The organism is Marinomonas sp. 5E14-1 (assembly GCF_039939215.1).
Lineage (GTDB): Bacteria > Pseudomonadota > Gammaproteobacteria > Pseudomonadales > Marinomonadaceae > Marinomonas.
Map to the genome: position 1 here is coordinate 39,890 of NZ_JBDXMW010000014.1, position 12,042 is coordinate 51,931.

General features: G+C 41.6%; 13 protein-coding genes. 6 read left to right on the top strand and 7 right to left on the bottom strand.

Features of this window, described 5'->3' with window-relative positions; genetic code table 11:
- The first annotated feature begins 7 nt into the window (after nt 1–7).
- From lgt to nhaC, 3 genes are all read left to right on the top strand, one after another.
- The gene (gene lgt, locus ABFY09_RS12725; protein WP_347984691.1) at nt 8–817 is read left to right on the top strand and encodes a prolipoprotein diacylglyceryl transferase; all 810 of its coding nucleotides are present in this window, start codon (nt 8–10) and stop codon (nt 815–817) included.
- 91 nt (nt 818–908) lie between these two features.
- Entirely contained in the window at nt 909–1,382 is a 474-nt protein-coding gene (locus ABFY09_RS12730; RefSeq protein WP_347984692.1) for an Lrp/AsnC family transcriptional regulator, read from the top strand.
- Between the two features lie 375 nt (nt 1,383–1,757).
- Nucleotides 1,758–3,176, top strand: a complete 1,419-nt coding sequence (gene nhaC, locus ABFY09_RS12735; protein ID WP_347984693.1) for a Na+/H+ antiporter NhaC — start codon at nt 1,758–1,760, stop codon at nt 3,174–3,176.
- 79 nt (nt 3,177–3,255) lie between these two features.
- Here the strand turns inward: nhaC and pseI are convergent, their stop codons facing one another.
- From pseI to pseB, 4 genes are read right to left on the bottom strand one after another with little or no spacing between them, the layout of a single operon-like run.
- The gene (gene pseI, locus ABFY09_RS12740; RefSeq protein ID WP_347984694.1) at nt 3,256–4,311 is read right to left on the bottom strand and encodes a pseudaminic acid synthase; all 1,056 of its coding nucleotides are present in this window, start codon (nt 4,309–4,311) and stop codon (nt 3,256–3,258) included.
- 25 nt (nt 4,312–4,336) lie between these two features.
- Entirely contained in the window at nt 4,337–5,032 is a 696-nt protein-coding gene (gene pseF / locus ABFY09_RS12745; protein ID WP_347984695.1) for a pseudaminic acid cytidylyltransferase, read from the bottom strand.
- On the bottom strand, nt 5,032–6,195 hold the full coding sequence (pseC, locus tag ABFY09_RS12750) for a UDP-4-amino-4,6-dideoxy-N-acetyl-beta-L-altrosamine transaminase (RefSeq protein WP_347984696.1): 1,164 nt from the start codon (nt 6,193–6,195) through the stop codon (nt 5,032–5,034). Before pseC ends, pseF begins: the two co-directional genes overlap by 1 nt.
- A 6-nt stretch (nt 6,196–6,201) precedes the next feature.
- On the bottom strand, nt 6,202–7,215 hold the full coding sequence (gene pseB / locus ABFY09_RS12755; RefSeq protein WP_347984697.1) for a UDP-N-acetylglucosamine 4,6-dehydratase (inverting): 1,014 nt from the start codon (nt 7,213–7,215) through the stop codon (nt 6,202–6,204).
- A 369-nt stretch (nt 7,216–7,584) separates the two neighbouring features.
- On the opposite strand from pseB, the gene ABFY09_RS12760 reads away from it, so the two are divergent.
- Entirely contained in the window at nt 7,585–7,905 is a 321-nt protein-coding gene (locus ABFY09_RS12760) for a multidrug efflux SMR transporter (RefSeq protein ID WP_347984698.1), read from the top strand.
- A gap of 62 nt (nt 7,906–7,967) precedes the next feature.
- Here ABFY09_RS12760 and ABFY09_RS12765 read toward each other — a convergent pair whose 3' ends face one another.
- A complete protein-coding gene (locus tag ABFY09_RS12765; RefSeq protein ID WP_347984699.1) occupies nt 7,968–8,819 on the bottom strand; it encodes a thymidylate synthase in 852 nt (283 codons plus the stop codon).
- Nucleotides 8,820–8,936: 117 nt separating this feature from the next.
- Here ABFY09_RS12765 and folA point away from each other — a divergent pair, with 117 nt between their 5' ends.
- Together folA and ABFY09_RS12775 are read left to right on the top strand one after the other, a co-directional pair.
- On the top strand, nt 8,937–9,446 hold the full coding sequence (folA, locus tag ABFY09_RS12770) for a type 3 dihydrofolate reductase (protein ID WP_347984700.1): 510 nt from the start codon (nt 8,937–8,939) through the stop codon (nt 9,444–9,446).
- A gap of 6 nt (nt 9,447–9,452) precedes the next feature.
- Entirely contained in the window at nt 9,453–9,872 is a 420-nt protein-coding gene (locus tag ABFY09_RS12775) for a secondary thiamine-phosphate synthase enzyme YjbQ (protein WP_347984701.1), read from the top strand.
- A 71-nt stretch (nt 9,873–9,943) separates the two neighbouring features.
- On the opposite strand, the gene ABFY09_RS12780 is transcribed toward ABFY09_RS12775, so the two are convergent.
- Nucleotides 9,944–11,167: a PAS domain-containing protein gene (locus ABFY09_RS12780; RefSeq protein ID WP_347984702.1), complete on the bottom strand. Its 1,224-nt coding sequence runs from the start codon at nt 11,165–11,167 to the stop codon at nt 9,944–9,946.
- A 24-nt stretch (nt 11,168–11,191) separates the two neighbouring features.
- Nucleotides 11,192–12,034: a 23S rRNA (adenine(2030)-N(6))-methyltransferase RlmJ gene (rlmJ, locus tag ABFY09_RS12785; protein WP_347984703.1), complete on the bottom strand. Its 843-nt coding sequence runs from the start codon at nt 12,032–12,034 to the stop codon at nt 11,192–11,194.
- Nucleotides 12,035–12,042: the final 8 nt, after the last annotated feature.

A 12,042-nucleotide genomic window follows, 5' to 3' on the forward strand; every position in this document is an offset into this window, starting at 1 on the left:
CCTGTACATGATTGCTTACCCAGATATTGATCCTATTGCAGTATCACTTGGACCAATTTCCATTCACTGGTACGGCATTATGTACCTCATTGGCTTTGCAAGTGCTTACTTGCTTGGTAACTATAGAGCCAAAAAATCTGGTGAATTATGGACCTCTGAAATGGTCAGCGATGCCATTTTTTATGGTGCTTTAGGTGTGATTTTAGGTGGTCGAATTGGTTATGTTTTCTTTTATCAATTCTCTGGCCTGATTACTGACCCTTTGATCTTATTCAGAATTTGGGAAGGTGGTATGTCTTTTCATGGCGGGCTAATTGGCGTCATTGTTGCCATGGTTATTTTTGCTCGACGCTACAATAAGCACCTCGTTGATGTGACTGACTTCCTTGCGCCTTTTGTGCCAGTAGGGCTCGGTGCTGGACGTTTAGGTAACTTTATCGGTGGAGAGCTGTGGGGCAAATCAACAGATGTGTCTTGGGCGATGATTTTTCCAAATGACCCTTTGCAATTGGCGCGTCATCCGTCGCAGCTTTATCAGTTTGCATTAGAAGGTGTCGTACTTTTCATTATTCTTTGGTTTTTCTCTCAAAAGACCAAGCCTCGCTACTGTGTTTCGGGAATGTTTTTACTTTGTTATGGCATCTTCCGGATTCTTGTAGAGTTTGTTCGTCAACCAGACGCGCAAATTGGGTACCTTGCTTTTGATTGGTTTACCCAAGGGCAGTTGTTGTCTTTGCCTATGGTGGCGGCTGGCTTAGCATTGATTCTCGCTGGTTTTAAATTCAAGATTTATCCTAAAGTGCAGACGGCAAGTTAACTTTATGACGATAAGGCTTTCATGATAGGCCGAGATTAGCTTTTTTGCCTGAAATGTATTTCAACAAATTTAGTATGGGAGTTTGCTAAGCATGAAGAAGCTTGATCATATCGATTATAAAATCTTAGATATCTTACAAAAAGACGGTAGGGTGACGAATCAGGAGCTGGCTCGCCAAGTAGATTTAGCACCGAGCTCTTGCTTGTTACGTTTACGCCACCTTGAAGAAGAGGGGATTATCAGCAATTACCATGCTCGAGTAGACCTCTTTAAAATCTGCCGTTTTGTGACCTGCATTGCTAGTGTGTATCTCAAGGGACATACACATCAAGAATTTATAGCTTTTAAAGAAATAGTCGAGTCAATCCCCGAAATTGTTGAATACTATACAGTGAGTGGTGAATGTGACTTGATTCTAAAGATTGTTTGTCGAGATATGCCCGAGTATTTACAGATCAACAACAAGCTTATTAGTAGCTCAAACTATCTTGCAACAATTAATAGTTATGTTGTGATGGAAGAAAATAAGCCTTTCACTCACGTCGATTTAGATACACTAATTTAAAAGAAGACGAGATAGCGATAACACTTTTTTTGGGATTGTATTTACTGTGTTTTCATTTTCTTCGAACGTGTTGATAAAAGCTGCGAACAGCATGGATGCTTTTGTTAAGTCGCACTAAATAAAAGCAAACCTCAGGCCGCTCGACCTAAAAGGATTCATTATTTCATTACTCATTTTTCGTTTTCTTAAAGCTGTCTAATTTTCCTCGGTTTTCTTGAAAAATCTAAAACATAATTCAAGGTTATTCTCTTTTTTCTAATTTAATTTAATCTTTCGTTTTTCCTAAATCATTGAAATATTGGCATTTTAATTGCGATAGCTTCTATAGTTTTCGGGATAATTGTCTATAAAAATTATATAAAAAAGGGGAAAGCAATGAATACTGATATTCCTTCTGGAGCCCGCGCTCCGTATTTCTGGGAATCCATAATATCTTTAGTATCTCTGGTTTTAGGGATAAGTGTGTCTATCGTTATTTATGGTCTCGATCCGCAAATCCCAATGTTAATGGGGGTTGTAGTTGCTTCGCTCGTGGCTATGCGTTGTGGCTTTAGTTGGAGCGCAATTCAAAACGGCATGGTGAGCGGTATCACTAATGCACTTCCCGCCACGATTATTTTGATTCTTGTAGGGATCTTAATTGGTATATGGATTTTGGCTGGCGTGGTTCCCACTCTGATTTACTATGGGTTGAGTGTGTTATCTCCAAGCTTCTTCTTGCCTGCAACCGTGATTATTTGTGCTATTACTTCTTTGGCAACAGGAACAAGCTGGGGGACGACAGGAACCATTGGTGTGGCCTTAATGGGTATTGGTTCTGGTTTAGGTTTTCCTCTGCCTTTGGTGGCCGGTGCTGTGTTATCGGGCGCCTATTTTGGGGATAAAATGTCACCACTCTCTGATACTACCAATATGGCGCCAGCCTTAGCAGGAACAGATTTATTCACGCATATCAAACACATGTCCTACACAACAGGTGTTTCCATTGTTCTGACTCTTATTATTGAAACAGTGATTAGTCTTCAATACGCTGGTACTGCAGGTAATATAGAGCGTATTAATACTATTCGCACACTATTGGATGAGAATTTCACCATCAATATTGTGATGCTTTTACCGCCTTTATTAGTAATGTTCGTTTCTTATCGTCAAATGCCAGCGATTCCAGGTATTACCATTGGTATTTTATCCGCAGTGGTGATTGCCGTGGGCTTGCAGGATGCGAATTATGAATCACTGATAAACGCTGCTTTTGGTGGTTTTGAAGGAGCAACAGGTAATGAAGACGTGGACGCTTTATTAACTCGTGGCGGTATGGATTCTATGATGTACACCATTAGCCTTGTTTTTGCGGCTATGATGTTTGGCGGCATTATGGAAAGAACCAACCAATTAAAAGCCATCGCTGATAAAGTGCTTACTCTGGCGAAATCTAATGGCTCTTTAGTTGTGTCCACGGTACTAACTTGTATTGGCTCTAATATGATTCTATGTGACCAATATATGTCGATTGTGATGGGAGCGAGAACCTATGCTCAAGCGTATCGTGATCGGGGGTTAGCACCAGAAAATCTTTCCAGAGCGGTAGAGGATTCCGCCACTGTGACAGCCAACTTAGTACCTTGGAACTCAGGTGGCGCTTATCAAGCCGCTACATTGGGCGTCGCTACCATTGCTTATCTACCATTCGCTTTCTTCTGTTGGATATCACCTTTAGTCACCATATTGTTTGGTGTTATGGGCTGGACGATTAAGAAGCTTGATACAACGGAAGCGGAAGAAGAAAAGCGTTAATCTTTATCAATAAAAGATCGTGATGTTTTATAAAGCGGCGTGGTAATAATCTATTACTACGCCGTTTTATGATGTCAATTTACTTTTCTTGAATTGTCTCAAAACTTACTGGTGTGCCAAAACTGACATCCTGCAAGGCTGTTTTTCCTAGTATGTCATCTAAATGTTTTGGTGCGAGTCCGTAGCCTGGACGAATGCTTCTGACATGTTCATCAGTAATGACTTCACCTGCCTTGATGTCCTGAACAAAATACAGTGAACGGCGGAATTTAATGTTGCCTTTCTCGGCTTCGGTTTTTTCGTAATTTACTTGACCTAGAGATTGCCATGCGGTTTTCGTGTCTTGGCATAATTGAGTTAGCTCTTTTGGCTCAAGGGAGAAACTATCGTCTGGTCCGCCGCCAGTGCGATCCAATGTGACGTGCTTCTCTATTAAACAAGCACCAAGTGCCACAGAGGCAACGGCTGTTGCATTATCAATGGTGTGATCAGAAAGGCCTGCAAGAACATTAAAGCGCGACGCCATATCAGGTATGGTTCTTAAATTATACTGGTCAGCAGGTGCGGGATAGCCGCTAACGCAATGCAATACGACTAATTCGCTGCAGCCGTTGTCACGTGCGGTATTGATGGCTTCTTGAATCTCAATTTGATTCGCCATACCTGTGGACATGATCATTGGTTTGCCTGTTTTGGCAACACGCGCGATCAGAGGTAAATCTACAAGCTCAAACGAGGCAATTTTATAGGCTGGTGCGTTCAGTTCTTCTAATAAATCGACAGCGCTAAAGTCAAAAGGTGAACTGAAAATGGTTATCTCGAGTTCTTTGGCTTTTTCAAATAAAGGTTGGTGCCAATCCCATGGCATGTGAGCGCCTTTATAAAGGTCATATAAGCTTTGTCCGTCCCATAAACCACCATGAATTTGAAACTCTTCACCTTCACCGTCAATAGTAATGGTTTCATGAGTGTAAGATTGTAGTTTTATCGCATCGGCACCGGCTTTTTTTGCTTCTTCCATGATGGCGAAAGCGCGTTCAATATCACCGTTATGGTTGGCGGATAATTCCGCAATGATATAAGGCGGGAAGTCCGCGCCAATTTTTCGATTGTCTATTGTAATAAATGGATTCATAGTAGGTTCAGCTCAGTAATAATGGTTAGCAAGATTCCAACTTCATGGCTGAAAACAAGGCTTCTGCCAGTTCCCAATCTTCTTGAGTGTCTATGTCTTGAACAGTCTTTCTCGGTAAAACAACGGCCTTTGAAGACTCACCAAAAAACGCTTTTTGTTGGAGGTAAGCACTCATTTTTCCCCAATAAAATTGTCCGGCATCATGGATGGCTTCTGGTAAGTCTTGAGAGCGCGTGTTTTTATGTTCAGGTTGTATCATTTCAACATGGCCGCTTTTATTCACCAGTAGCGCACGTTGAATAGGGAAGGCGAACGTGGTGGCGCTAAAAGCATAATGTACATTTGGGTCTGTTAGTTTGCTTAAGCCTTCTTGTAATGCCGCACTGGATAGGAAAGGTGCGGTGGCATAGATGCAGCACACTTTATCAACCTGCCATTTTGCTTCAACACACCAATCAACGGCGTGCTTCATGACATCCATTGTTGTGGAAAAGTCATCTGCAATGTGTTCAGGTCGCATAAAAGGGACTTCCGCACCCCATTTTTTTGCCACTTTGGCAATTTCTTCATCGTCAGTAGAAACCAAAATGCGATCAAAACAGCCTGACTTTTTTGCGGCCTCAATTGAGTAAGCTATCATCGGCTTACCATGAAAAAGTTTAATGTTTTTACGTGGTATTCGTTTACTTCCGCCACGTGCAGGAATGATGGCTATGTTCATTAGCGCTCTACCAATACCTGGGTCAGTTGCTTGATGACTTCGCTCTGTTGATCTTCCGTCATGCCATGAAAAAGAGGGATTGAGATGGCCTCGGTGTAATATTTTTCTGCTTCTGGAAAGTCTCCTTGCTTGAACCCAAGTTTTTGATAATAGGGTTGAGTATGCACAGGAATATAATGAAGGTTGACGCCTATACCGTTTGCTCGTAATTCATCAAACACTTGTTTGTGGCTTTTGTTTATCTTATCGAGTTGGAGTCGGATAACATATAAATGTAGGCCAGAGTATGTGTCATCAAGCTGAAAAGGGAGTGTGATGGGAAGCGCTTTTAACTCGGAATTGTATCGAGCTGCAAGCTGGTGGCGTGCGCTGACAAATTCAGCCAGTCGTTGTATTTGAGAAACACCTAATGCGGCTTGTAGCTCGGTCATGCGGTAGTTAAAGCCCAGAGCCACTTGCTCGTAATACCATCCGCCATGAGGTGTATTTTCCATCAGTTGGTCATCACGAGTAACACCATGACTGCGATATAGATTCATCTTTTCCGCAAGGTCTGCATCATTGGTTAACGCGGCGCCACCTTCAGCTGTGGTAATGATTTTGACCGGATGAAAGCTAAAAACAGTAATGTCAGAATATTTACAGGCACCAATAGGGCTTTCTAAATAACGACCACCAATGGCGTGTGAAGCATCTTCTATAATTTTAAAGCCGTATTTTTTGCTCAAAAGAGAGATGGCTTGCATATCACAAGGTTGTCCACACAAGTGAACGGGAATGACAACCTTTGGCAATTTCCCTGCTTTTTCCGCCGCGATCAGTTTTTCTTCCAGTTTCTTCGGGCATAAGTTGTATGTATGAGGGGCAATATCGACAAAATCGACTTTAGCACCACAATATAAGCCACAGTTGGCGGAAGCCACAAAGGTAATTGGCGTGGTCCAGAGAATATCGTCTTTCCCTAAACCAAGGGCAAGGCAAGCAATATGTAAGGCAGAGGTTGCGCTGTTTACCGCAAGAGCATGTTTTGCTCCCGTTGATGTTATTAGGGCTTTTTCAAAAGCGGGAACTTGTGGGCCTTGCGTTAAAAAGTTAGATTGTAAAACCTGAACAACAGCGTCGATATCTTGCTGAGTTATGGATTGCTTGCCGTATGGAATCATGCTTTTTTACACCTTAAAATTGGCGTCAACATGTTCTTTGATTTGAGCTCTCAAACTGTCGATTGTTTCCCACTCGGTATTCGTGCCGGAGCTGTAGTGAAAGCCAAAGGGGACTTTTTGGGCTTTATGGTGCTTTATGTAATCTTCTTCAGTATACACAAAGGAAACAGAAGGTAAGATAGCGTAGTATTTACCTAAATCTATGGTGTTAAGTGAGTCTGTATCTGTGATCATCTCTTCATGTAGCTTTTCACCTGGGCGAATACCAACCACTTTGATTTCACACTCTGGTGCAATGGCTTCTGCAATATCTAAAATCTTATAAGATGGGATTTTAGGAATGAAAATCTCGCCACCTAAATGATGCCCTAATGCATACATCACCATGTTTACGCCATCTTGCAGAGAGATATTGAAGCGTGTCATTTCTTCATGTGTGATAGGTAATACGCCTTCTGCTTTTTTATCCATAAAGAAAGGGATGACTGAGCCACGAGAACCCATGACGTTGCCATAACGAACAATACTAAAGCGTATGTCTTTAGAACCCTTGATGTTGTTCGCTGCAGCAAAAAGCTTGTCTGATGCTAACTTAGTTGCGCCATATAGATTGATTGGTGCACAGGCTTTGTCAGTAGAGAGAGCAACAACATCTTTTACGCCACAAGATAGCGCGGCTTGAATGACATTTTCAGCACCGTCTATGTTGGTACGTATGCATTCTGTTGGATTGTACTCGGCGGTATCGACTTGTTTAATGGCTGCTGCGTGAATGATTACGTCAACATTCTCGCAAGCTTGAATCATGCGGTTACGGTCACGCACATCGCCGATAAAAAAGCGTAATTGTGGGAACTCATTGTGAGGGTATTTTTGTTTGATCTCGAATTGTTTTAACTCGTCACGAGAGTAAATGATAATTTTTTTGACGTCAGGGTATCTGTCTAAAATCGTTTCAATAAACTTTTTACCAAACGAGCCTGTGCCGCCAGTGATTAATACCGCTTTACCATTCAACATATAGTACTTACCTAATGATCAATATTTTCTTATATTCCTTTATTCCCTTGAGAAGTGCAATTTCAAATGAAATTGTAAAGAGCACAAATGCTGCTTATGCTCTGGTTAAGTGCGCTTACCTAGCTACTTTATGTCTTCTGATTTTTGCTTTGTAGAGCTAATAACTTTACAGAGATAAAAATCCTTTGAATTTAAGACACTTCATTGTTCTATTTGTAAAATATAGCCTTTAACGGAATGTTGGCCAATGTTTTGCACTTCTTGATAGGAAAAAAATATTCTCAAGGGTGTTTTGGCTTTTCTCTGAAATAATATTATTTGAATGGGGGGGGGTAGGTTTAATACAAATAGAATACTGAGGAAAAGTTTATGTCATGGGTGTATTTGGTGATAGCTGGTGTGCTGGAATTTCTGTGGGCCATTGGATTAAAACAGAGTGATGGTTTTACTAAGTTATGGCCTTCCATAATCAGCGCCATATTAATTGTAGTGAGCCTCGTTTTGCTATCTTTAGCCATGCGGACTATCCCTGTCGGAACTGCTTATGCCGTATGGACTGGTATTGGTGCATCGACTTTGGTGCTATTCGGTATGATATTTATGAACGAACCAGCAAGTGCGGCTAGGATTGTTTGCTTATGCATGATTGTTGGGGGTGTTGTTGGATTGCAGTTAGTTAGTGAGAGCTGATCTTCATCAAACACATAGAAAAACAGCTCTTTCTTAGAGCCGCTTTGATTTAGCGGCTTTTCTTACACTGAGAAAGGATAAGCAATTGCTTCATGGAATTGATAATCCTCGACTTTGAAATCGTCCATTGTGACCCAAGTTTCTATGTCTTTTAGCGTTTTTATTTCTGGGTTTATTTTGAGTTTAGGTAAAGGGTAAGGCTCACGCTTAAGTTGAACATCACGCATTAGTTCCAGTTGGTCCTCGTAAATGTGAGCATTCACTATCTTATGGAAAGCTTGACCTGCTTTCTTTCCTGTAATTTGAGCCACAATAGCCAGTAATACATACACTTGAACCATATTGAAGTTTAAGCCTAAAGGTACGTCACAGCTTCGTTGAGTGCTGTTTAGATACAATGTGTCGCCAAGCAGTGAGAAGTGATGACTGTACATGCAAGGGCGTAAGCAGGCCATATGGAATGCGCCCGGGTGATAAAAGGTAAGGATTTCCCCACGGTTATCCACACCTTGACTCAAGTCGTCGATGATCTGCTTTAATAAATCGATGTGGCCGCCATCCGGCTTTGGAAAGTTACGCCCAATGGCTCCGTAACACAGTCCCATGTCATCTTCACCTTTGCGATAAGGATTGTTTAACCAGACTTCGTTTTGGTTCGCGTTCGCATCCCATGTTTTTGTGCCAAGCGCACGGAAATCTGCGGCGTTATCGTAGCCTCTTAAATAGCCTATGATTTCAGCAATGGCAGATTTATAAAAGCTTTTTCGAGTCGTTACGAGTGGAAATTCTCCTTTGCCAACGTCGTAGGTTAGGTCAGCATTAATGACGGTGAGACAACGCTTGCCAGTACGCTCGTTATTTACCCATCCGCCTTCATTTATGATGCGATGGCATAAGTCTAAGTATTGTTTCATGTGATGCCTTTTTTGAGTGCGAATGTGGCAGATAGAGCAAATGCAATCTGACTCGCGATAGGTATAATAAAATGATTCCAATTATATCAGAATTGAAACTCGAAATAAGGCCTTTATATGCTCTCACTTATTGTCGCCATGTCTACTAACCGAACTATCGGTATTAATAACTCGCTGCCTTGGCATTTGCCGAATGATCTCAAGTATTTCAAACAAGCGACCATGGGGAAGCCTATTATAATGGGGCGAAAAACATTTGAATCCATTGGTAAGCCTTTGCCTGGTCGACGCAATATAGTGATTAGTCGGGGCTCATCTTATCAGGCAGAAGGAATTGATGTAGTGACATCGCTTGAAGATGCCATTTCACTTGGTGAAGACATTTGTCTGGTGAATGGGCAAGAAGAAGTCATGGTGATTGGTGGCGCACAAATTTATGAGTTGGCATTAGAAAAAGCAGATCGTCTTTACATCACTCATGTGGATGCCAATGTAGAAGGTGATGCGTTTTTTCCAGAAGTAGATTGGTCATCTTACTCTTTAATAGGCGAAGAGGCTTTTGCTGCGCAAGAACCGAATCCTTACGATTACCGTTTTTCCGTTTATCAACGTGTTAGTGCAGAGTAACAAGTAATGTGGCAACAAGTTGAACTTCAATTACCAGCGATGCGTCGTGGTTTTCATCTGATTACTGGGCAAATAGAGAAGGCGTTGGACGATATGAAGCCAGTATCGATTGGTTTATTGCATATACAGCTTCTTCATACATCTGCTTCGTTAACCATCAATGAAAATGCAGATCCTTCTGTTCGTCGAGATATGGAGCGTCATTTCGCATATATGGTGCCAGAAGACCAACCTTACTATGAGCATGTTTATGAAGGTAGTGACGATATGCCTGCGCACATCAAAGCCAGTATGCTTGGCTCATCTCTGACGATTCCTATTAAAAATGGCGGATTACATCTAGGGACATGGCAAGGAATTTACCTTGGAGAGCATCGTGATTATGGCGGTGCTAGATGTATGGTTTTAACGCTACAGGGAGAATGATTCGATTTTTGCTAGTCAGTCATTATTGTAGAGGGTAACGCCATATAGACTATGGCATTACCACCCCTGTTTTAGTTAACAACAATTTTTTGTTGTTTGGCTTGGCCTTCTTCTACTGCTTGGTTTGCACTTAATGCAAGCTCTTCAATGTTTTCTCCATCTTCAGGGAAGGTCGCAATACCAATGCATAAGTCCATTGGGTCAGCGTTTCCGTTTAATAAGGTAGATAGCTCTTTTTCATTCGGATTGATTATATGGTTAAGTAGCTGCTTGGCATCTCTGACACTTGTGTTGGGTAAAAGCAGCAGTAGTTTGTCACTTTCCACGCGGGCTAAAACATCGGCTTCCCTGATCTTTTTATAGACGTGTCTGGCAGAGGTTTGAATCGCAATATTACGTTCTTCCATCGGTAGTTCTGCCAGGCGGTTATTGGAATCAAGGTGTATTTTAGCCATAGTGAGCGGCGTGTATTGACGCTTTGCTAAGCCTAATTGTTTGGTGAAATGGGTAATCGCAGCGCCTCTTGTTAATAAACCTGTTAATTCGTCAAAAGTCGCTTGGTTTCTAAGGTGTTCTTCTAATGCCTTTTGGTGGCTAATATCGACAATAAAACCAATGATCTTTTTGATTTTTCCGTCTGCATTTCGCGTATAGGTTCGGCCTCGCTCTTTAACCCAAAGGTAGCTTTGGTCATATTTGCGGATGCGATATTCCACGTCATAGTAATCTTGGCTGTGGTCAATGTGCTCATTTACCAATTTATCTAGTCTTTTCACATCATCAGGGTGAACACGCTTATGCCAGTCGGGAGTTGATCTTGGAGTTTCTTCTGGTGTGCAGCCAAGTAGTATAGCGATAGACTTGGAGCAGGAAACCAGATCGGAATGTGTTTCCCAAATCCAAAGGCCGGCAGATGATTCAGTAAGGGCAAATTTCAGTAAGGTATTTTCTGCAGCAGAAAGATCCATGTGGTCCGTGTCATATATGCAAACGAGTACGGATTCCCCAAGATGTTGCAATTCTAGTTGCATATTAACAAGCTTGTCACCGACTCGAATTAAGCTTTCACAGCGATCGATTTTTCCTGCTTTAATCGTTTCATTGAGGGTTTGCCAGTTAGCAGATATAGAGGCATCTTCACAAAGTGCATCCCAAGTCATAGCGGGTGTGGCGTGAAACTTATCGAAAAAGGCTGCAAAGTTTTGGTTATACGAGAGCAGTTTACCTGTACTACTTTCTACTATAAAAGCAGGTGTTGGCATGTGCTTAAAGGCCAATTCAAAAGGGGTGTTCATGACGCTCTCCTTGTGTAGTGTAGATTACTCAGGTGTGATCCAAGTTACTTGGCAGCTTGGTTCATGATCTTCTGCTAACAGTTTGCTTAGTACAGGTAAAAACTCTTGTGCTTCTTTTTCGAGTGTCCAAGGCGGATTGACGATGATCATGCCACTTCCAGCCATGCCTCGCTCGTTTTCTGTGTTTCTAATACATAGCTCAAGTAAAAGTACATTGCGAATTTTTGTGTTTTTCACATCTCGTATTAGGTCGTTTGCCTGTTTACGATTTAATACAGGATACCAAATAGCATAAGTACCTTGAGGAAAACGCTTATGTCCGTCTTCTAGCGCTTGAACCACATACTGATAGTCTTTTTTGACTTCATAAGGTGGGTCCATCAATACGAACCCACGCTTTTGTGGTGGCGGTAGCATGGCTTTTACTGCAGTGAATCCATTTTCCTTTACTACGTTCGCTTTTCGTTTGTTTGGAAATAAGTCTGCCAGTGTTGGGTAATCGTTTGGGTGTAACTCACATAGATGCAGCTTATCTTTTTGACGCACGTAGTAATCGACAATTTTTGGGCTGCCAGGGTAATACTCTAAATTATCATTAGGGTTCATTTCTCTAACGATATCGAGTAGCGCATCAATTGACTCAGGCAAATTGTCTTCTGTTAATAGACGAGCAATACCAGAATGAAACTCTTTATTTTTTTGTGCCTGTTCAGAATTAAGAGAGTATTGTCCAATGCCTGCATGTGTATCTAAGTAGAAAAAAGGCGTCTCTTTCTTGATTAGATGACGGCATATTTGACTAACAGTCAAATGCTTTAATATATCGGCGTGATTGCCAGCATGATAAATATGGCGATAGCTAAGCATAAATTCTC